We start from the raw sequence: 20,252 nt of genomic DNA, 5'->3' as shown, positions 1-20,252 counted from the left end.
TCAATGAGCACCTGTCGAGCCCGGGCCTTATGGACATCTTCATTCAACAACTCATTAACGGCCTGACGCTGGGTAGCGTCTATGCGCTTGTGGCGCTGGGCTACACGATGGTGTACGGCATCATCGGACTGATCAACTTCGCCCATGGCGACGTCGTGATGATCGGCGCCATGGCGGCCACCATGATCGCGGCGGCGCTGGTCGGCGGCGACCCCACGGTGTCCGCGTTCGCGGTCCTGGGCGCGGGCCTGCTGGTGTCGGTGCCGCTGTGCATGGGAGTGGGCTGGACGGCCGAGCGCCTGGCGTACCGGCCGTTGCGCCGCGCGCCGCGCCTGGCGGCGCTCATTACCGCCATAGGCGTGTCCATCATCCTGCAGAACGTGGCCATGATGGTGTGGGGCCGCAACTACCTGAATTTTCCGCAGGTGCTGCACCCCCAGGTGTATGAACTGGCCGGGGCGCGCATGAGCTCGCTGCAGATCGCCATCGTGGTGATCGCTGCGCTGATCATGGGCGCGCTGCTGCTGGTCGTGCACAAGACCCGCCTGGGCACGGCCATGCGCGCCACCGCACAGAACCGCGAGGTGGCCGGCCTGATGGGCGTGGACATCAATACCGTGATTTCGGCTGCGTTCCTGATCGGCTCGGCGCTGGCCGCGGTGGCCGGCATGATGGTCACCACCTATTACGGCGTGGCGCAGTACACCATGGGTTTCATGCTGGGCCTGAAGGCCTTTACCGCCGCGGTGCTGGGCGGCATCGGCAACCTGGCGGGCGCCATGGCCGGCGGCCTGCTGCTGGGCATCATCGAAGCGCTTGGAGCCGGCTACATTGGCGACCTGACCGGGGGATTCCTGGGCAGCCACTATCAGGACGTGTTCGCGTTCGTGGTACTGGTCATGGTGCTGATCTTCCGCCCGTCCGGCCTGCTGGGCGAGCGCGTGGGAGACCGCGCATGAAGGCGGCACTGAACAAACACGGCCTGTCGCCCCGCATGCTGGTGGGCGTCGTGCTTATCGGCGTGGCGCTGGCGGTGCTGCCCTTCGTGCTTGGCGCGGCAGGGCAGAGCTGGGTGCGCATACTCAACTTCGCTCTGCTGTACGTGATGCTGGCGCTGGGCCTGAATATCGTGGTGGGCTTCGCGGGGCTGCTCGACCTGGGCTACATCGCCTTTTATGCCGTCGGCGCCTATACGTGGGCGCTGCTCGCTTCGCCGCATTTCGGCCTGCACTTGCCGTTCTGGGTCATCCTGCCCATCAGCCTGGGGCTGGCATGCCTGTTCGGCGTGCTGCTCGGCGCGCCCACCCTGAAGCTGCGCGGCGATTACCTGGCCATTGTCACGCTGGGTTTTGGCGAGATCATCCGCATCTTCCTCAATAACCTCAACGCCCCGGTAAACATCACCAACGGCCCGCAGGGCATCAACCGCATCGACGGCTTCAAGGTTGGTGAATTCATGTTCGGCCGCAGCGAGTCGATACTGGGCATGCGCATCACCGGCCCGGAAAAGTACTACTACCTGCTGTTGGGCCTGACGCTGCTGATTGTTCTGGTGTGCGTGCGCCTGCAGAACTCGCGCATCGGCCGTGCATGGGAGGCCGTGCGCGAAGACGAGATCGCGGCCAAGGCCATGGGTATCAATACCCGCAACATCAAGCTGCTCGCGTTTGCCATGGGCGCCTCGTTCGGCGGCATCGCGGGTTCGCTTTTTGCCTCGATGCAGGGTTTCGTCAGCCCGGAAAGCTTCAGCCTGACCGAATCCATTTCCGTGCTGTGCATGGTCGTGCTGGGGGGCATGGGCAATATTCCGGGCGTGATCCTCGGCGCCATTCTGCTGGCCGCGCTGCCGGAGTTTCTGCGCGCGGTGGTCGAGCCCCTGCAACGGCTGGTGTTCGGCGAAGTGGTGCTCGATCCGGAAGGCATCCGCATGCTGCTGTTCGGCCTGGCCATGGTGTGCGTCATGCTGTTCCGTCCAGCCGGACTGTGGCCTTCGGCGGTGCGCAAGCGCGAACTCACCACCCAGACCGGAGGCCAGGCATGAGCACTATCCTGAAAGCCGAAGGCCTGGGCAAGCGGTTCGGGGGCCTGCGCGCCCTGAGCGATGTCAGCTTCGACATACAGGCAGGCGAAATCTATGGCCTGATCGGCCCGAACGGCGCCGGCAAGACCACGCTGTTCAACGTGCTGACCGGCCTGTATATCCCCGAGGAAGGCCGCTGCATGTTCGACGGTTCCGCGCTTACCGGCCTGAAGCCTCACGAAGTGGCGCAGGCCGGGCTGGCGCGCACCTTCCAGAACATCCGTCTGTTTGCCAACCTGAGCGCGATCGAGAACGTGATGATCGGACGGCACGTGCGCACCGGCGCCGGGGTGCTGGGCGCCATTTTCCGCACGCGCGCCGAGCGCGCCGAAGAGGCGGCCATCGAGCGTCGCGCGCACGAACTGCTGGAATACGTCGGTATCGCGGCGCGCGCCAACGACGTGGCGCGCTCGCTGTCGTATGGCGACCAGCGGCGCCTGGAGATCGCCCGGGCGCTGGCAACCGAGCCCAAGCTGCTGGCGCTGGACGAGCCCGCTGCCGGCATGAACGCGTCCGAAACGCTGGTGCTGCGGCAGTTGATCGAGAAGATCCGCGCCGACGGCATCACCGTGCTGCTGATCGAACACGACATGAAACTGGTCATGGGGCTGTGCGACCGGGTGCTGGTGCTGGAATACGGCAAGGTGCTCGCGCAAGGCAGGCCCGCCCAGGTGCAGCGCGACCCCAAGGTGATAGAGGCCTACCTGGGCGCGGGCGCGGCCCACGACGCGCCCGCGCAATCATCGGAGCAAGCATCATGAGCGCGACCCAGCCTTTACTTGAGTTGCGCGGCCTGGCGGTCGCGTATGGAGGAATACGCGCGGTGCGCGGCATCGACCTGCATGTCAATGCCGGGGAGCTGGTGTGCCTGATCGGCGCCAATGGCGCCGGCAAGAGCACGACCCTGCGGGCCATCTGCGGACTGGTGCCGCCATCGGACGGCGATATTGTCTATGACGGCCAGTCCATCAAGGGTCGAAAATCGTTCGAACTGGTGCGGCAGGGCCTGGTCATGGTGCCCGAAGGGCGGGGTATATTCGGCCAGCTCACCATTGAAGAAAACCTGGCCATGGGCGCCTACGTGCGTCGCGACGCGGCCCAGGTGCGCCGCGATACCGAGCACGTATTCACGCTGTTTCCGCGCCTGGCCGAAAGGCGCAGGCAGCCCGCGGGCACCTTGTCGGGCGGCGAGCAGCAGATGGTGGCCATGGGCCGCGCAATGATCGCGCGGCCACGGCTGCTGCTGCTGGACGAACCCTCGATGGGGCTCGCGCCCCTGATGGTGGAGAAAGTCTTCGAAGTGGTGCGGGCCATTGCGGACGAAGGCGTGACGATCCTGCTAATCGAGCAGAATGCCAGGCTGGCGCTTGAACACAGCCATCGCGGCTACGTGATGGAGTCCGGGTCGCTGACCCTGTCGGGGCCGGCGCGCGAACTGCTTACCGACCCCAAAGTGCGCGCGGCCTACCTGGGCGAAACCGAGGAAACCGCCTGACCCGCAGCGCCCGCGCGGGTGGCTTGGCTGGTCGCTTCGCGGCGGCCTCGGCCGCGAAAAACAGCAACGCCGCAGGCGCGGCGTTGCAAACGGCAGTGCCAGGGCCCCAAGGCCCTGGCAGATGATGCGGATCAGCTGTGATAGGCCGATTCGCCGTGGCTGGTGACGTCGAGGCCCTCACGCTCCTGGTCTTCGGGAACCCGCAGGCCGCACAGCGCATTGGCGATCTTGTACGCGATCCAGGCCACCACGCCCGACCACACAATGGTCAGCAGCACGCCCTCGAGCTGCACCCACACTTGGCCGAGGATCTGGCCGGCGCTTTCCAGGCCCGGGCCGCCCAGCGCTTGCGCGTTGAACACGCCGGTCAGCAAGGCGCCCACGATACCGCCCACGCCATGCACGCCGAATACATCCAGGGCGTCGTCGGCGCGCAGCATGCGCTTCAGGCCGTTGACCCCCCACACGCAAATGATGCCGGCGGATACGCCGATGACCAACGCTCCGCCGGGGCCCACCAGGCCGGCGGCGGGCGTGATGCCTACCAGGCCGGCGATGGCGCCCGAGGCCGCACCCAGCATCGAAGGCTTGCCCTTGACGGCCCATTCGGTAAACAGCCAGGCCAGCACCGCGCCCGCCGTGGCGATCATGGTGTTGAAGAACGCCAGCGTGGCGCCGCCGTTGGCGGCCAGCGCCGAACCCGCATTGAAGCCGAACCAGCCCACCCACAGCAGGGCCGCGCCAATGAAGGTCATCGACAGGTTGTGCGGCTGCATGGCTTCACGGCCATAACCCAGCCGCTTGCCCACCACATACGCGCCCACCAGGCCCGCGATGCCTGCATTGATATGCACCACCGTGCCGCCGGCGAAATCCAGCGCGCCGCGCGCATTCAGCAGGCCGGGCGCCGTGTCCGAGGCGAACCACACCATATGCGCGATGGGAACGTAGGCGAAGGTGAACCAGATCACCGTGAAGACCAGCACGGCCGAGAACCGTGCGCGCTCGGCGAAGCTGCCCACGATCAGCGCGCACGTGATGCCCGCGAAGGTGGCCTGGAACGATGCGAACAACAGTTCGGTCAGGGTGCCGGACATGGCGTACGACCCGTCGGCCGGCGTGAACATGCCCGAGAAGAACGCCCGCGAAAGGCCCCCGAAGAACGCGTTGCCTTCGGTAAAGGCCAGTGAGTAACCATAGACGAACCACAGCACGATGCCCAGGGCGAAGGTGCAGAGCACCTGCAGCAGCACGGACAGTACGTTCTTGCTGCGCACCATCCCGCCATAGAACAGCGCGAGACCCGGCACGGCCATCATCAATACCAGCAGGGTGGAAACAAGCAACCAGGAGATATCCGCTTTATCCATTTTTCAGGCTCCAATGCATCTTTCTTTATCGTTGTTTACAGCGCGGCCTCGCCGGATTCGCCGGTCCGGATGCGAATTACCTGTTCCAGGGGCGCGGTGAAGATCTTCCCGTCACCGATCTTGCCGGTGCGGGCCGATTGTTCGATCACGTCGATGACCTGGTCGACCAGATGGTCGGGCACGGCGGCCTCGACCCGCAGCTTGGGCAGGAAGTCCACCGCGTATTCGGCGCCCCGGTACAGTTCGGTGTGGCCTTTCTGGCGGCCGAATCCCTTGACTTCCGTTACGGTCAGGCCCTGGACGCCGATACCGGATAGCGCCACCCGTACTTCGTCGAGCTTGAAAGGCTTGATGATGGCGATGATGAGTTTCATGGCAATTCCTCTCTTGGTTGCACATAGGCATGCACAATCAAGCAACATCCATGCCATGTTTGGCCGCGGGGTCACGGCCGTCGCGCAGAGAGGGACGCAGGGCGGCCAGCGCTTGCGCGGCGCGCCATGGCGGTGCAGTCGTGCCCACCGCTATGCCCCACATTGGGGCATCGCACCTGACCGGGGCGACCTGCAACAGAATATTGATGGAACAAGTTTGTTGTATCGAATTGCTGCGCGAGGAGGGGGGCGGCACCGTGGCGCGGGCGGCCGACCCTTTGGGCGGGGGGTGGGCGTTTTCCCTTGAGGGGCGTGCAAAGCACGCATTTCCGACGGCATTCGGAGTGTCAGAATTGGCCCGAATTTGGTCATAGATGTATCAGGCCGCTGATACGGGGAATTACATGACGCCGCTTGTGGCGCGCGCCGCCCTGGGGAAGAATCAAGCCATGTCGCATGTGGATGCGGCCAGCACCTCCGGGTGTGATTGCTTCTGGGAGTCGCCCGGTGGCGATTCGGTTTTCTCCTGTGCTTTGAGGCGGCGCCGCTTGCGGCCCGCCCATTTTTTTGGGCGCGTGCAGAACAGGTTCGCGTCTACACTGTAGGCACCGAACATGAATGCGAGGATGTCATGAACCGCACGCAGTGGCTTGAAGATTTTCAGAAGAACCTGTCCGACCTGATCGCCCGCAGCCCGGCGGCCGATCTCGAACGCAACGTCAAGGCCATGATGGGCCAGGCGTTCACCCGGATGGACCTGATCACGCGCGAAGAATTCGATGTGCAGGCCGAGTTGCTGGCACGCGCGCGCGAGCGGGTTGATCAGCTCGATGCGCAGGTGCGTCAACTGGAAGCGCGCGTGGCCGCGCTGGAGGGCGGCCCCTCGTCCCAGGCCGATGCCTGAGGGCCAGCCGCGCTTGGCGTGACAATCCCGGCACGGCGGGCCTTCCGGGCTGCGGCCGTGCTTGCATACTGGCGGTTTTCCATACGCAACCGCCATGACTCTTGCCATCCTTGCCAGCCGGGCCCTCTGTGGCGCAGAGGCGCCGGCTGTGCGAGTCGAAACGCACCTGGGGCCGGGCCTGCCGGCCTTTACCGTCGTGGGCCTGCCCGACACTGAAGTGCGCGAAAGCCGCGAACGGGTGAGGGCGGCCATTCTTAACAGCGGTTTCGAATTTCCCAATGGCCGCCTCACGGTCAACCTGTCGCCCGCCGATCTGCCCAAGGCGTCGGCCCGTTTCGACTTGCCGATCGCACTGGGCGTGCTGCTCGCGTCGGGCCAGGTGGCCGTGCCGGGGCCGGACGGGGCCGCGGCGCCCGCGGGCCTGCAACACCTGGTGCTGGCCGGCGAGCTTTCCCTGACGGGGGCGCTTGTGCCGGTGGGCGCGCCGCTTCCCCTGGCCTTGGCCGTGGCGCGCGAACAGCCCGCGGCGGCGCTGGTGCTTCCGGCAGGCAGCGCCGAAGTGGCGGCCTGGGTGCCCGGGCTGCGTGTGCTGCGGGCGGCGACGCTGGCCGACGTGGCGGCCCACCTGGCCGGCACCGTGCCGCTGCCCCAGGCGCAACCTGGCGCGTGGCCGCCCGCCGGCCCGTTGCCCTGCCTGGCAGACGTGCGGGGGCAGCCCATGGCGCGCCGCGCGCTCGAGGTGGCCGCTGCCGGGGCGCACAGTCTGCTCATGGTGGGGCCCCCGGGAGCCGGCAAAAGCATGTTGGCGCAGCGCCTGCCGGGCCTTTTGCCGCCGCTGTCGCGCACCCAGGCGCTGGAAGCCGCCGCCGTGGCGGGCCTGGTGGGGCAGCAAGGGGTGGCCGCGGCGCTGTCGGGCCAGCCGCCGTTCCGTGCGCCGCATCACGGCGCCACGGCCGCCGCGCTGATCGGCGGCGGCTCGCGGCCTCGCCCGGGCGAAGTGAGCCTGGCCCATCACGGTGTGCTGTTCCTGGACGAACTGCCCGAATTCGAGCGCCGCGCGCTCGAATCGCTGCGCGAACCCCTGGAAACCGGCCGCGTGGCCATTGCACGCGCCCGTCACGCGGTACAGTACCCGGCGCGGTTCCAGCTGGTGGCCGCCATGAATCCGTGCCCATGCGGCTGGCGGGGCCACCCCGCGCGTCCCTGTCATTGCACGCCCGACCAGGTGGCACGTTACCTGGGCCGGATATCCGGCCCGCTGTTCGACCGCCTGGACCTGTCCATAGAATTGCCGGCCGCGGCGCCCGAGTGGCTGGATGGCCCGCCGGGCGAGCCGTCCGAGGCGGTGCGCGCGCGAGTGGCCCGCTGCCGTGAACAGCAGGAACGGCGCCAGGGCGGCCCCAATGCCGGCCTGCAAGGCGCCGCCCTGGAAGCCAGCTGCGCGCTGGACGCCGACGGCCGGGCCTTGCTGCAGCAGGCCATGCGTCGCCTGCACGGTTCGGCCAGGGCCACCCATCGCGCGTTGAGGGTGGCGCGTACCGTGGCCGACCTGGACGGCGAGCCGCTCATCCTGGTCCGGCACGTTGCCGAGGCGCTTCAGTACCGGTGCACTTTGCGGTAGGCGCGCGCCGTTCGACAACGGCGCCAAAATCGCCTTATAATCAAGGGCTTTTCTTGGATGGCCCCAGTGGTTTCGGGTTACCAGGCAAAAGAAGCGAAGTAGTTTTGTAGTACCCCAGCAGTTGAAGCACCAGAAGTGGGCCCGGGTATGGCAAGCCTTGTCTATGCACAAGCACCTGAGGTTCATGTAATCATCAACAAGTAGGAATCATCATGCCCAAGATGAAAACCAAGAAAAGCGCGTCCAAGCGCTTTCAGGTTCGCGGCAGCGGATCCATCAAGCGTGGCCAGGCTTTCAAGCGCCACATCCTGACCAAGAAAACCACCAAGAACAAGCGCCAGCTGCGCGGTTCGGCGGCGGTTCATGAAACCAACGTGGCCTCCGTCAAGGCCATGATGCCTTTCGCTTGATAAAGGAGATCCACTATGCCTCGCGTTAAACGTGGCGTTACCGCCCGTGCCCGTCACAAGAAAGTCATTGCCGCTGCCAAGGGTTACCGCGGCCGCCGCGGCAATGTGTTCCGCATTGCCAAGCAGGCAGTCATGCGCGCCGGGCAATATGCCTACCGCGACCGCCGCAACAAGAAGCGCACCTTCCGCGCCCTGTGGATCACCCGCATCAACGCCGCCGTGCGTGAGCAGGGCATGAGCTACAGCGTGTTCATCGCCGGCCTGAAAAAGGCGTCGATCGAACTCGACCGCAAGGTGCTGGCCGACCTGGCCGTACGCGACAAGGCCGGCTTTGCCGCCATCGTGCAGCAGGCCAAGGCAGCCTTGTCTGCCTGATCGCGCATCGCATCGCGCAATTGCTGCAAACGGGGCTGTAGGCCCCGTTTGCGTTTTGCCGCCGGGCCGCCCCCAGGCAGGACGCCCCCACGGGTAGCAAGCAAGGCTCAGCGTGGGGGCGTTGTTTTTAGGCTGTGAATCCATGACTCTATTGGCTGACGACCTGGTTTCCCAGGCCAAAGAACGCTTTGCCGCGGCTCAGGACGCCGTCGCCCTGGAAAACGCCAAGGCGCGCTTTCTGGGCAAGGAAGGCGCACTGACCATGCTGCTCAAGGGGCTGGCCAAGCTCGACCCCGAACAGAAGCGCCAGATGGGGGCGCGCATCAACCAGGCCAAGCAGCAGATCGAAGCACTGCTGAACCAGCGCCGCGCCGAGCTGGCGCAGGCCGAGCTGGACGCCCGCCTGGCTTCTGAAACCATCGATGTCACGCTGCCCGGCCGTGGCCGCGCGCCCGGCGGCATACACCCGGTGGCGCGCAGCTGGGAACGCGTCGAAGACATCTTCCGCTCTATCGGTTTCGACGTGGCGGACGGCCCCGAGATCGAGAACGACTGGACCAACTTCACGGCCCTGAACAACCCGCTGGACCATCCGGCGCGGTCCATGCAGGATACGTTCTACGTCGACCTGCAGGACGGCGACGGCCTGCCGCTGTTGCTGCGCACGCATACCAGCCCCATGCAGGTGCGCTATGCGCGCATGCACAAGCCGCCCATCAAGGTCATCGCGCCGGGGCGCACCTACCGTGTCGACAGCGATGCGACGCATTCGCCGATGTTCCACCAGGTAGAAGGGCTCTGGATCGCCGAAGACATTTCCTTTGCCGACCTGAAGGGCGTCTACACCGATTTCCTGCGCCGCTTTTTTGAAAGCGACGACCTGGTCGTGCGCTTTCGCCCGTCGTTCTTTCCGTTTACCGAGCCTTCGGCCGAGATCGACATGATGTTCACGTCCGGCCCCAACCGCGGGCGCTGGCTGGAGATATCCGGCTCGGGCCAGGTGCATCCGCAAGTGGTGCGCAACTTCGGCCTCGATCCCGAGCGCTACATCGGTTTCGCGTTCGGCTCCGGCCTCGAGCGCCTGACCATGCTGCGCTACGGCGTCAACGACCTGCGCCAATTCTACGAAGGCGACCTGCGCTTCCTGCGCCAGTTCAACGAATAACCGACGGCTGATCATGCAATTTCCCGAATCCTGGCTGCGCGCCCTGGTCAATCCCGATATCGCAACCGACGAGCTCGCCCACCGGCTCACCATGGCCGGCCTGGAAGTCGAAGAAACCGCGCCCGTGGCGCCGCCGTTCGCGGGCGTGGTGGTGGCGCGCATCGTGTCGATTGCCCCGCATCCCGATGCCGACAAGCTGCGCGTGTGCCAGGTCGATGACGGCTCTGGCGAACCACTGCAGATCGTGTGCGGCGCGCCCAATGCCGCGCAGGGGCTGACGGTGCCGCTGGCGCGCGTGGGCGCAGAGCTGCCGGGCGGAATCAAAATCGGCGTGGCCAAGATGCGCGGCGTGCCGTCTTCGGGCATGCTGTGCTCGGCGCGCGAGCTGGGCCTGTCGCAAGACCATGGGGGCCTGCTCGAACTGCCCGATGCATTCAAGCCCGGCCAGCCGCTGCGCGAGGCGCTCGACCTCGACGACACCCTGTTCACGCTAAAGCTCACCCCCAACCGCGCCGATTGCCTGTCCATCCTGGGCGTGGCGCGCGAAGTGTCCGCCCTGACGGGCGCGCCGCTGTCGGTGCCCGCCGCGCAGCCCGTGCCGGTCACCTTGCAGGATCGCGTGCCCGTCACCATCCAGGCGCCCGATCTGTGCGGCCGGTTTGCCGGCCGGGTGATCCGGGGCGTGAACGCGCGCGCGCAAACGCCGGCCTGGATGAAATCGCGGCTCGAGCGCGCCGGCCAACGATCGGTGTCCGCACTGGTCGATATCTCCAACTACGTCATGCTGGAACTCGGCCGCCCCTCGCACGTGTTCGACCTGGACAAGATCCATGGCGACATCCAGGTGCGCTGGGCGCGCGACGGTGAAACCCTTGAACTGCTCAACGGGCAGACGGTCGAGCTCAACAGCAAGGTCGGCGTGGTGGCGGCGGGCGAGCAAGTCGAAAGCCTGGCCGGCATCATGGGGGGCGAGGCCACGGCGGTCACGCTGGATACCGCCAACATCTATGTCGAGGCGGCCTTCTGGTGGCCCGAGGCCATCGCCGGTCGTGCGCGCCGTTATAAGTTCAGCTCCGAGGCCAGCCATCGGTTCGAGCGCGGCGTCGATTACGCCAGCATTCCCGAGCACCTGGAATTCATCACGCGGCTGATCGTCGACATCTGCGGTGGCCAGGTTGGCCCCGTGGACGACCAGGTGGCGCGCCTGCCCAGCCGCGAACCGGTTCGCATGCGCCTGTCGCGTTGCCACCGCGTGCTGGGCGTTGAAGTGCCGCACGATGAAGTGACGCAGATCTTCACCCGCCTGGGCCTGCCGCACCGGACAGACGGCGACGACTTCATCGTCGAGCCGCCGTCTTACCGCTTTGACCTGTTGCTCGAAGAAGACCTGATCGAAGAGGTTGCGCGCATCTACGGTTTCGAGCGCCTGCCCGATGTGCCGCCGGTGGCGCGGGCGCAGATGTTCTCGCATCCGGAAGCACGGCGCGGCCCGCACACGTTGCGCCGCCTGGCCGCAGCGCAGGACTATCAAGAAGTCGTCAACTACAGCTTCGTAGAAGAAGCCTGGGAACGCGACTACGCGGGCAACGAAAACCCGGTGCGCCTGCTCAATCCCATCGCCAGCCATCTGTCGGTGATGCGCTCCAGCCTGATCGCCGGGCTGGTCGCCAATATTCGCTACAACGCCAATCGCAAGCAGACGCGCGTGCGCGTGTTTGAACTGGGCCGGGTGTTCTTGCGCGACGCTGCGCAACCCGATGGCCCGCTCGAAGTGGCCGGCGTGCGCCAGCCGCTGTACCTGGCCGGCGCGGCCTGGGGGCCGGCTGTTGAAGAGCAGTGGGGCGTGCCTACCCGCCACGTCGATTTCTACGACGTCAAGATGGATGTGCAGGCGCTGTTCGGGGTGCGCGCGGCACGCTTGCGATTCGAGCCCGCTGTCCATCCCGCCATGCATCCGGGGCGCAGCGCCCGCGTGCTGCTCGATGGCCAGCCCGTGGGCTGGATCGGCGAGCTGCATCCGCGCTGGGCGCAGCAATCCGACCTGCAGCACGCGCCGGTGGTGTTCGAACTCGAAGTCCAGGCGCTGACACAGGGTAGCCTGCCGCAGGTGCGCGAACTGTCGCGCCAGCCCGTGGTGGTGCGCGACCTGGCCCTGTGGGTTGATCTGTCGGTCAGTGCGCAAGCCATGCTGGACACGGTGGCCGCCGCGGTGGCGGCCGACCCGCAGTTGGCGGTGGTGCAGGAAGCCAGGCTGTTCGACGTGTGGCGCGACCGGCCGGCAGACGGCCGCCGCGCTACCGAGAAAAGCCTTGCCTTTCGCTTCTGGCTACAGGACACTGAGATCACGCTGGACGAAGCTCGCGTGGCCGATTGCCTGGCACGTATCAACCAGGCGCTGGCCAGCGCCCATGGCGCGCGGCAGCGCGCCTGACTCGAATAGGGGACTTCCATGCTTCCCGAGCCGCGCACCCTTACCAAGGCCGAACTCGCCGAACTGCTGTTCGAGCGGGTGGGCCTGAACAAGCGTGAAGCCAAGGACATTGTCGACACGTTCTTCGAAGAGATACGCGATGCGCTCGCGCGCGGCGAGCCCGTGAAGCTGTCGGGCTTCGGCAATTTCCAGGTTCGCAACAAGCCACCGCGTCCCGGCCGCAATCCCAAGACCGGTGAAACCATTCCCATCGCGGCCCGGCGCGTGGTGACTTTCCACGCCAGCCAGAAACTGAAAAGCGCTGTCGAGCAGGCCGATCCGGTCCAAGGTGCCGACAGCACCAGGGAGTGATACCCTTTGTCGGTAATTGTTATCGGAATGCCGCCCTTGCCCGGCATAAAATCCTGACATGACTCGTCCCGAAACCACTGCCGCACTTCCCCCGATTCCCGCCAAGCGCTACTTCACCATTGGCGAAGTCAGCGACCTGTGCCAGGTCAAGCCGCACGTGCTGCGCTATTGGGAACAGGAATTCACGCAGCTCAAGCCAGTGAAGCGGCGCGGCAACCGCCGCTATTACCAGCACCACGAAGTGCTGCTCATCCGTCGCATCCGCTCGCTGCTCTACGAGCAAGGCTTCACGATCAGCGGTGCGCGCAATCGCCTGGGTGATGCGCGCGATCTTGCGCACGACCAAGACGCCGCGGTGCGCCTGAGCGCCGCCGAACTGCAGGCATTACGAGCCGAACTGGGCAATGTGTCGGCCATGTTGGGCGAAGCCTTGGGTGCCGCGCACACGGCAGACAAACCCGCCTGACGCACGGGACGCAATCGATAAAAAAACCTGCCTCATGCGATGCAGGTTTTTTTTTGTTCTGATATACTCTCGTTCTTTCGGGGCGTAGCGCAGCCTGGTAGCGCACTTGCATGGGGTGCAAGGGGTCGCGAGTTCGAATCCCGCCGTCCCGACCAGAAATACAGCGGTAAAAAAGGGCTTACATGCTTTTGGCATGTAAGCCCTTTGTCTTTTTACGCGCTTGCGAGCGCTGCCGCGATGGTTCAGTGCCATGACCGTGGGCCCAGTCGCCGCCCATGTGCGCCGCCAGGCGCAATTTCGTCGGCTAAATAGCTAATTTCGTCGAAAAATTCTTGTTCGCCACAAACTCGAACAACAAAATCGCGTTCGTAGAAGTTCCACGCCGGCGGCGCGTTGCGTTGCGAGAATCCGCCGTGCCCACGAAGCGAGAACAACATGAACAAGAATTCCGTGCATCGAGGCAGTGTAGCGGCCAGGCTCTCTTGCCAAGGCGCACTGCGGCTGGCGATCATGTCCGCGCTGGGAACCTGCGCAGTCGGCCTGCCCGGCGGCGCGCAGGCCGACTACTGGTGCGAGGGCGGCTCCACGCAAAACATTCCCGCGGGAAATTATGGCTACGCCTATTCCGTGTGCCAGGGCGATGCGGGCGAGGACAAAAGTGGCGAGAAGGATGGCGACAGCGGGCCGCCAGTTTCCATCACCACCAACGGCGGCTCGTTCAGCGAGGATGCCGGCACGTGGCTGCCCCTGGACGACTACGATTACCAGCTGGGGGTAGTGACGGCGGCATCGATCGGAGGCGCCGGCGTGGACGAAGGCTCGGCCGGCGCCAGCGGTTATGTAACGATCAACAATACCGCCAATATTTCGCTCACGGCGACGACGCAAGAACAGGGATCCATCAACGGCCTGCTTAGCGGGATATCACTGGGCGGCCAGGGCGACCTGACCAACGACAACAACAACTCCAACGGCGGGCCGGGAGGCCTGGCGCAGGCGGTCTCCATCACCAACACCGGCGAACTGACCATAGACGGCACGGTGCCCTCGAATGGTGGCCTGTTCGGCATCAATGCCCTGGCCCAGGGCGGCGGCGGCGGAGACCAGAATGACCCCGCCCTGGACTATGGCGACCAGGTGGGTGGCGACGGCGCCAACGCCAGCACGGTCACCATAATCGACAGCGGCATCGTCAATATGGGCAGCAGCGATACGCGCCTGAAAACGTCGGGCACGGGGATGGCGCTGGCCGCGCGTTCGCTGGGCGGCGCGGGAGGCGACTACAACAGCAATGCCGGCACCGGCGGCACGGTGCAGGTCACGCATCGGGGCTCAACCAGCAGCTACTGGCAGCTATACGAAAATAGCAAAATCTTCGGTATCAAAGCGGAAAGCCTGGGCGCAGACGGTAATGGCGCCAATCCGAACAACCCCGACAACAGCGACAACGGGGGTGACGGCGGCGGCGACGGCGACGGCTGGACCCAGAAGGTCACGGTGGATGCCTACGGCACTGTGCTGCTGGACCTGGCGGGGTCCGATCCCGATGTCGCGGTCGAAGGGGCGGGCATCGCGGCGCGCGCCGTCGGCGGCAAGGGCGGCAAGGGCCCCGCCAAAGATCATTGGGGCGGCGATGGCGGCATGGGCGGCGCCGTCACGGTGAACCTGTATTCCGGCGCCAGCGTGACGACCCGCGGCGATAATCTTCCCGCTATTGCCGCGCAGAGCCTGGGCGGGCAGGGGGGCGACGCCGACGACGGCACGGCCCTGGCCGGGCAGGGAGGCGGGGGCGGCTTTGGCGGCGCGGCCGGCACCGTCAACGTGACCACGCAGAGCAACAGCATTGTGTCCACATCAGGCATGTATTCCTCGGGCATCATCGCGCAGTCTATCGGTGGCGGCGGTGGCACCGGCAGCGACTTTGTCGCGGTATTGGGCGGCCAGGGGGGCAATGGCGGCAATGGCGGCGACGCGGGCGCGGTCACCATTACGACCGCCGGCTCGGTCCAGACCACGGGCGACCACGCGTTCGGCGTGGTGGCGCAATCCATCGCCGGCAGCGGCGGAACCGGTGGCGCGGACACCTCGGCCGCGGTCGCGCTGGGCGGCGACGGCGCCGGCGGCGGCACGGCCAACCTGGTAACCATGAACAACTCGGGCACCATCGGCACCCTGGGCTACAACGCACACGGCATGGTGGGTCAATCCATCGGCGGCGGAGGCGGCGCCTCGGGCAGCGCTACGGGCCTGCTCAGCGTGGGAGGCAATGCGGCCGGCTCTACCGGGTCTTCCGGCGGCGAAGTGGTCATGGGCAATACGGGAACCATCACTACCGCCGGCAACGCATCCATCGGCATCGTCATGCAATCGATCGGCGGCGGCGGCGGCAGCGGCGGCGACAGCAAAGGCGTGGTCGGCGTGGGCGGCGCCGGGGCCGCTGGCGGCGACGGCGCGAGCGTGATCCTCAATGACCTGGGCTCTGTCTCCACTGCAGGCCAGTACAGCCCCGCAGTGCTGGCACAGTCTATAGGCGGGGGTGGCGGCAACGGCGGCGACACGTTCACGGCATCGGCGGTCGTATCGGTGGCCATAGGCGGCAGCGCCAGCGGGGGCGGCGATGGCGGCTCGGTCTGCCTGAGCAATCATGGCGGCTGCGCGAATGGCTGGGCCTCTTACTCGGCGTCCGCGATCGACACCCATGGCGATTATGCCCCGGGCATCATTGCCCAGAGTATCGGCGGCGGCGGAGGCAACGGCGGCAGCGTCACGAATGTCAGCGCCCTGTCGTTCGTGGCCCTGCAGATGGGCGGCACGGGCGGCGGCGGCGGCGTATCCGACGAGGTCAAGGTGGGCTACACCAACCTGAATATCAACACAGGCGGGGCTCATTCCACCGGCATCCTGGCCCAATCGATCGGGGGCGGTGGCGGCAATGGCGGCTCGGCCAGCTATTACGACGCGTCAATCGGGTTCAATGCCGCTGTGGTGTTGGGCGGCAGCGGCGGGGAAGGCAACACGGGCGACTCGGCTATCGTCAATCTCAGCAATTCTTTTATTGCTACCGGCATGGACTATGCGTCGGCCGACCCCGAAACCTACGCGCCGAATGACTCTTTCGGTATTCTGGCGCAAAGCATCGGCGGAGGCGGGGGCAACGGCGGCAGTTCGAGCGCCAGCGATATGGTCATTGCTGTCCCCACAGGCGAAGGCGAGTCGCTGGCGTTCAATTTCCAGGCGACCATGGGCGGCAACGGCGGCGCCGGCGGCCACGCCTGCCCGGCGGGCGAAAGTTCGTGCGTCACCGAAGTCGTATTGCAGAATGGCTCGTCCATCGGCACTCTGGGCGATGGCTCGCACGCCATCGTGGCGCAATCCATCGGAGGAGGCGGCGGCAACGGCGGCGATTCTTCGGCGCTGTCGACCATACTCGGCGATGAAACCACCATCTCGGCCGAGATGGGCATGTCGCTGGGCGGCGCCGGGGACGCGGCCGGCAATGGCGGCGCCGTGACCATCGCGCTGGGCGACAGCGGCAGTGCGTATGCGCCTGCGCCCGGCGCGATGCCGTTGCCTCCTGCGTCCAGCGTGCTTCCTTGGTCCAGCATTACCACGTACGGCAACTTCGCCAATGGCGTGCTGGCGCAGTCGATCGGCGGCGGGGGCGGCAACGGCGGCGTAGGCAGCAGCGATGCCTACACCCATGGCGGCCCTGCCAACGTCAAGCTGAGCATCGCGCTGGGGGGCACGGGCGGTTCGGGAGGCACTGGCGGCGAAGTCGACATTACGCTGAATCCCAATTTCGTTATCCGGACCCTGGGTTCCGGGTCGCGCGGTATTGTCGCGCAGTCGATCGGCGGAGGCGGCGGCGCATCGCAGGGCGGCACCTTGAGCCTGTCGGCGGGAATGGACAACGCACCTTCGGGCCGCCTGCAATTGGGTCTGGGCGCGCACGGGGGCTCGGGCAGCCAGGGGGGCGCTGTCAACGCCGTTCTGAGCGGCGCCATCCGCACCGAAGGGGGCGATGCAGATGGCGTGCTGCTGCAATCAATTGGCGGGGGCGGCGGGCTGGGCGGGTCGCTCGGCGCCGATGCGTCGTCACACTCCATCCTGGATCGCATCGGCATCTATAACGACAACCAGCAACGGCTCGATGATTCGGGGTCGACGTACCAATTTGGTGTAGACCTGGGCGGCCACGGTGGAACCGGTGGCAACGGCGGCGAAGTGCAGGTGGCCTTCGACGGGCAGATCGCCACGGTTGGCGACTGGGCCGATGGCCTGGTCGCGCAGTCCATTGGAGGCGGGGGCGGCGCGGGCGGATCTTCCACGGCCTCTGGCAGCAAGGTCAAGGCAAATGTGCTGATCGGGCTGGGGGGCCATGGCGGGGCGGCGGGCAACGGCGGCGATGTCGTTTTCAGCTTCGACGGCTCGCATGACGACAGCATCTCTACACAGGGGTATCACGCCTACGCTGCCTTGCTGCAAAGCGTCGGCGGGGGCGGAGGCCTGGGAGGCGATGGCTCTGACCAGGCCACAGGCACCCTGACGGTAGGCGGATCACATGGCGGCGACGCAGGCGCGGGCGGCGACGGTGGCGCCATCCGGACTATCAATGGCAGCACGGCCGGATGGTTGGCGGCATCGACCCGGGGCGACGAGTCTGTGGGGCTGGCCATGCAATCCATCGGTGGCGGCGGCGGCATCGGTGGCGCGGGCAACAGCGCGTCGAAGCTGCTTGAAGAAAACAGCCATGCCATCTCGGTATCGGTAGGCGGCAAAGGCGGCGCGGCGGGCAACGGCGGCACGATCGATGTGACCCTGGGTGTCAACATCGAGACTAACGGCGATCGCGCCCATGGCCTGCTGGCGCAAACCATAGGCGGCGGCGGGGGTGTGGGTGGCGCTGGCGCGGCCGGCAACCTGAGCAGTGTCGCCCTGGGCGGGCGCGGCGGCGCAGCAGGAAATGGCGGCACGCTAACTTTGGGCTTGAACGCGGGCAGTGTATTGGCGACGCATGGCGCCGGATCTCACGCCCTCGTTGCGCAATCCATCGGCGGAGGCGGCGGAATCGCGGGCGATACATCCGTGGGCATACAGCTGGGCGCGGACGACTGGACCGCCGCTGCGCACGATGGCAGTGAAATTGGCGGCGACGGCGACGGTGGTGTCGTTACCGTGAACGCGGACGGCGACATCTGGACATCCGGCATCAATGCCTTCGGCATCATCGCGCAGTCCATCGGCGGCGGCGGAGGCCTGGGCGGCAGTGCCGAAAGCGGCTTTGCGGGCAGTACGGCGCCCATCGGCGGTACGGGCTACGGCAACGATGTCACGGTCAATCAATCCGGTAGTGTCAGTGCGCAAGGCGAAGGCTCGACCGGCATTTTTGCTCAAAGCGCCGGCCCGCAAGGATCGGGCGCTGTCACCGTGAACGTCAGCGGCACAGTCACCGGCGGTGCGGGGCCTGATGGTTATGCGGTGTGGTTGGTCGGCAGCCGGCAAAACACACTGAACGTGAACGGAACCGGCAAAATCGTTGCTGGGGCCGGAGGTGCGGCCGTGAATCATGACGGCGCCGCGCTGGGGGGCAACGGCGCCGGGTTGGCCAGCGCCGCCGCCGACACGGCCTCGCTGACTATCAACAACGCCGGCACGATACTGGGCAATATCGAATGCGCCGACGGTACCGGCGGCATTGCATGCACGGCGTACAACGCCGCCACCGGCACGCTGAGCGACGCCACGCTGTACCAGGCCCACATCAATAACGCGGGCGTGGTGGGCATAGGCAGGCCGGGATCGTTCGACGAACTGGCCGTTGCCGGAGACTTCAACTTGCAATCGGGAGGGTACCTGCGGGCCGTGGTGGACTTTGAGCAGCTCAAGTCGCCTCGCATGGTCGTGCAGGGCGATACGCGCCTGGATGGCCAGATCGATGTGCGGCCGACTGCGCTGCTTCCCGATCGGGAACTCGTCGTCGCGACGCTCGAGGGCAACGTACACGGTGTGCCCGACGCATTGGACAGCCCCGTGATCGATTACGCCGCCAGGCTGGATGGCAAGAACGTGCGTGTAAAAGCCGCCAACGCCGATTTCGCGTCGCCGTCGATGGGGTTGGCCGACAATCCCCGGGCGGTGGCGCGCCATGTGCAGGACACCTGGAGCAAGGGCGGCAATTCCGCCATGGCGCCGTTGTATGCGGTGCTGGACAAGGCCTCGCGCCAGGGCAGCGATACCTATTCCAGCCGGCTGGCCGACTTGTCGCCCGGCGTGGCGGTAGCGCCGGCCGCGCAGATGCAGGCCGGCATGGCGAGCTTCACGGGCGCCATGATGTCGTGCCCGGTATTCCAGGGTGCCGATGCGTTCACGGGCGAGCAGAACTGCGCGTGGGGCCAGGTGTCTGGCGTAAACACTAACCAGGACGGCGATGGCGGCGTATCGGGCTTTTCGTTCGACGGCGTCACGTACCAGTTCGGCGGGCAGCAGCAGGTGAGCCCGGGCTGGTTCCTGGGGGGCTCGGTGGCCTACCAGAATACGCACATGCGCGGCGACGACGGCCGCGTCAGCGGCAAAGGCGACAGCGGCTATGCCGGGCTGGTGCTCAAGCGCGAAGCCGGGCCGTGGACGTTCTCGGCGGCATTGAGCGGCAGTTATGGCCAGTACGACATCGACCGCCGCATCCGTATCCCGGGACTGCAGAGCCAGGCCAGCGCAGACCTGGACGTGTATGGCGCTGCCCTGCGCCTGCGCGCCGCACGCACATTCGCCTCGGAACAGTTCTACCTGAAGCCGTATGTCGACGTGGATATGTTCTATACCCACATGCCGGGCTACAGCGAATCGCGCAACGACCTGCACCTGGACGTGGACAGCAGCAACCAGTTTGTCATGGGCCTGTCGCCGACGCTTGAAGTCGGGGGCCGCGTGCCGCTGGGCAACGGCGCGATCATGCGGCCGTACATGTATGGGGGCGTTTCGTTCCTGTCCGAGGACGAATACACGGTCAACGCGCATCTGCAGGGCGCGCCGGCCGGGTCGGGGTCGTTCGAGACCGCGGTGCCCATGGATGATGTCATCGGACGGATCGGCGCGGGCCTGCAAGTGTCGCACGCCGGCGGCATCGATTTCCGCCTGCAGTACGACGGCGAGTTTTCATCGCATACCCAGAGCCACCGCGGCTCGCTGAAGGTTATGGTGCCGTTCTGATAGG

Annotated in this window: 15 protein-coding genes and 1 tRNA gene; 14 read left to right on the top strand and 2 right to left on the bottom strand. The window is 66.3% G+C overall.

What is annotated here, in order from left to right:
* Positions 1-29 precede the first annotated feature (29 nt).
* The 4 genes from CAL18_RS07925 to CAL18_RS07910 are packed head-to-tail and all read left to right on the top strand — an operon-like array spanning position 30 to position 3,575.
* Positions 30-959 (top strand): branched-chain amino acid ABC transporter permease, encoded by a 930-nt coding sequence (locus tag CAL18_RS07925; RefSeq protein WP_026637995.1) that lies wholly within the window; start codon positions 30-32, stop codon positions 957-959.
* The gene (locus CAL18_RS07920; RefSeq protein WP_094796638.1) at positions 956-2,041 is read left to right on the top strand and encodes an ABC transporter permease subunit; all 1,086 of its coding nucleotides are present in this window, start codon (positions 956-958) and stop codon (positions 2,039-2,041) included. Before CAL18_RS07925 ends, CAL18_RS07920 begins: the two co-directional genes overlap by 4 nt.
* A complete protein-coding gene (locus CAL18_RS07915; protein WP_026637993.1) occupies positions 2,038-2,841 on the top strand; it encodes an ABC transporter ATP-binding protein in 804 nt (267 codons plus the stop codon). The genes CAL18_RS07920 and CAL18_RS07915 overlap by 4 nt, the downstream gene beginning before the upstream one ends.
* Positions 2,838-3,575, top strand: coding sequence for an ABC transporter ATP-binding protein (locus CAL18_RS07910; RefSeq protein WP_026637992.1), 738 nt, complete (start codon positions 2,838-2,840; stop codon positions 3,573-3,575). Before CAL18_RS07915 ends, CAL18_RS07910 begins: the two co-directional genes overlap by 4 nt.
* A gap of 131 nt (positions 3,576-3,706) precedes the next feature.
* On the opposite strand, the gene amt is transcribed toward CAL18_RS07910, so the two are convergent.
* Both amt and CAL18_RS07900 read right to left on the bottom strand, forming a co-directional pair.
* The gene (gene amt, locus CAL18_RS07905; protein WP_026637990.1) at positions 3,707-4,945 is read right to left on the bottom strand and encodes an ammonium transporter; all 1,239 of its coding nucleotides are present in this window, start codon (positions 4,943-4,945) and stop codon (positions 3,707-3,709) included.
* A gap of 35 nt (positions 4,946-4,980) precedes the next feature.
* Positions 4,981-5,319 (bottom strand): P-II family nitrogen regulator, encoded by a 339-nt coding sequence (locus CAL18_RS07900; RefSeq protein WP_026637989.1) that lies wholly within the window; start codon positions 5,317-5,319, stop codon positions 4,981-4,983.
* Positions 5,320-5,950: 631 nt separating this feature from the next.
* Here CAL18_RS07900 and CAL18_RS07895 point away from each other — a divergent pair.
* From CAL18_RS07895 to CAL18_RS07850, 10 genes are all read left to right on the top strand, one after another.
* Positions 5,951-6,223, top strand: a complete 273-nt coding sequence (locus CAL18_RS07895) for an accessory factor UbiK family protein (protein ID WP_026637988.1) — start codon at positions 5,951-5,953, stop codon at positions 6,221-6,223.
* A 94-nt stretch (positions 6,224-6,317) separates the two neighbouring features.
* On the top strand, positions 6,318-7,844 hold the full coding sequence (locus CAL18_RS07890) for a YifB family Mg chelatase-like AAA ATPase (RefSeq protein WP_026637987.1): 1,527 nt from the start codon (positions 6,318-6,320) through the stop codon (positions 7,842-7,844).
* Positions 7,845-8,056: 212 nt separating this feature from the next.
* Positions 8,057-8,254: a 50S ribosomal protein L35 gene (gene rpmI / locus CAL18_RS07885; protein WP_012249552.1), complete on the top strand. Its 198-nt coding sequence runs from the start codon at positions 8,057-8,059 to the stop codon at positions 8,252-8,254.
* Positions 8,255-8,269: 15 nt separating this feature from the next.
* Entirely contained in the window at positions 8,270-8,629 is a 360-nt protein-coding gene (rplT, locus tag CAL18_RS07880) for a 50S ribosomal protein L20 (RefSeq protein WP_026637986.1), read from the top strand.
* A 142-nt stretch (positions 8,630-8,771) separates the two neighbouring features.
* Positions 8,772-9,794, top strand: coding sequence for a phenylalanine--tRNA ligase subunit alpha (pheS, locus tag CAL18_RS07875; protein ID WP_094796636.1), 1,023 nt, complete (start codon positions 8,772-8,774; stop codon positions 9,792-9,794).
* Positions 9,795-9,807: 13 nt separating this feature from the next.
* Positions 9,808-12,225 carry a phenylalanine--tRNA ligase subunit beta gene (gene pheT / locus CAL18_RS07870; protein ID WP_026637984.1) on the top strand — a complete coding sequence of 806 codons (2,418 nt, stop codon included), beginning with the start codon at positions 9,808-9,810 and terminating at the stop codon, positions 12,223-12,225.
* A gap of 18 nt (positions 12,226-12,243) precedes the next feature.
* Complete coding sequence (locus CAL18_RS07865) at positions 12,244-12,576, top strand: integration host factor subunit alpha (protein WP_026637983.1); 333 nt, start codon at positions 12,244-12,246, stop codon at positions 12,574-12,576.
* Positions 12,577-12,634: 58 nt separating this feature from the next.
* A complete protein-coding gene (locus CAL18_RS07860; protein WP_026637982.1) occupies positions 12,635-13,042 on the top strand; it encodes a MerR family transcriptional regulator in 408 nt (135 codons plus the stop codon).
* Between the two features lie 78 nt (positions 13,043-13,120).
* Positions 13,121-13,197, top strand: a tRNA-Pro gene (locus CAL18_RS07855).
* 280 nt (positions 13,198-13,477) lie between these two features.
* Positions 13,478-20,248, top strand: coding sequence for an autotransporter outer membrane beta-barrel domain-containing protein (locus CAL18_RS07850; protein ID WP_212589927.1), 6,771 nt, complete (start codon positions 13,478-13,480; stop codon positions 20,246-20,248).
* Positions 20,249-20,252: the final 4 nt, after the last annotated feature.

It is taken from the genome of Bordetella genomosp. 7, from assembly GCF_002261415.1.
Classification (GTDB): Bacteria; Pseudomonadota; Gammaproteobacteria; order Burkholderiales; family Burkholderiaceae_B; genus Bordetella_A.
Note: the sequence above shows the minus strand (reverse complement) of the source record. Positions and strands in the feature narration are given on the sequence as shown.

What these genes read in the sequence shown, in the direction of transcription:
- CAL18_RS07900 (WP_026637989.1), bottom strand. Translation starts at nt 5,319, where the DNA reads ATGAAACTCATCATCGCCATCATCAAGCCTTTCAAGCTCGACGAAGTA.
- pheS (WP_094796636.1), top strand. Translation starts at nt 8,772, where the DNA reads ATGACTCTATTGGCTGACGACCTGGTTTCCCAGGCCAAAGAACGCTTT.
- rplT (WP_026637986.1), top strand. Translation starts at nt 8,270, where the DNA reads ATGCCTCGCGTTAAACGTGGCGTTACCGCCCGTGCCCGTCACAAGAAA.
- CAL18_RS07850 (WP_212589927.1), top strand. Translation starts at nt 13,478, where the DNA reads ATGAACAAGAATTCCGTGCATCGAGGCAGTGTAGCGGCCAGGCTCTCT.
- rpmI (WP_012249552.1), top strand. Translation starts at nt 8,057, where the DNA reads ATGCCCAAGATGAAAACCAAGAAAAGCGCGTCCAAGCGCTTTCAGGTT.
- CAL18_RS07915 (WP_026637993.1), top strand. Translation starts at nt 2,038, where the DNA reads ATGAGCACTATCCTGAAAGCCGAAGGCCTGGGCAAGCGGTTCGGGGGC.
- pheT (WP_026637984.1), top strand. Translation starts at nt 9,808, where the DNA reads ATGCAATTTCCCGAATCCTGGCTGCGCGCCCTGGTCAATCCCGATATC.
- CAL18_RS07920 (WP_094796638.1), top strand. Translation starts at nt 956, where the DNA reads ATGAAGGCGGCACTGAACAAACACGGCCTGTCGCCCCGCATGCTGGTG.
- CAL18_RS07865 (WP_026637983.1), top strand. Translation starts at nt 12,244, where the DNA reads ATGCTTCCCGAGCCGCGCACCCTTACCAAGGCCGAACTCGCCGAACTG.
- CAL18_RS07890 (WP_026637987.1), top strand. Translation starts at nt 6,318, where the DNA reads ATGACTCTTGCCATCCTTGCCAGCCGGGCCCTCTGTGGCGCAGAGGCG.
- amt (WP_026637990.1), bottom strand. Translation starts at nt 4,945, where the DNA reads ATGGATAAAGCGGATATCTCCTGGTTGCTTGTTTCCACCCTGCTGGTA.
- CAL18_RS07910 (WP_026637992.1), top strand. Translation starts at nt 2,838, where the DNA reads ATGAGCGCGACCCAGCCTTTACTTGAGTTGCGCGGCCTGGCGGTCGCG.
- CAL18_RS07860 (WP_026637982.1), top strand. Translation starts at nt 12,635, where the DNA reads ATGACTCGTCCCGAAACCACTGCCGCACTTCCCCCGATTCCCGCCAAG.
- CAL18_RS07895 (WP_026637988.1), top strand. Translation starts at nt 5,951, where the DNA reads ATGAACCGCACGCAGTGGCTTGAAGATTTTCAGAAGAACCTGTCCGAC.
- CAL18_RS07925 (WP_026637995.1), top strand. Translation starts at nt 30, where the DNA reads ATGGACATCTTCATTCAACAACTCATTAACGGCCTGACGCTGGGTAGC.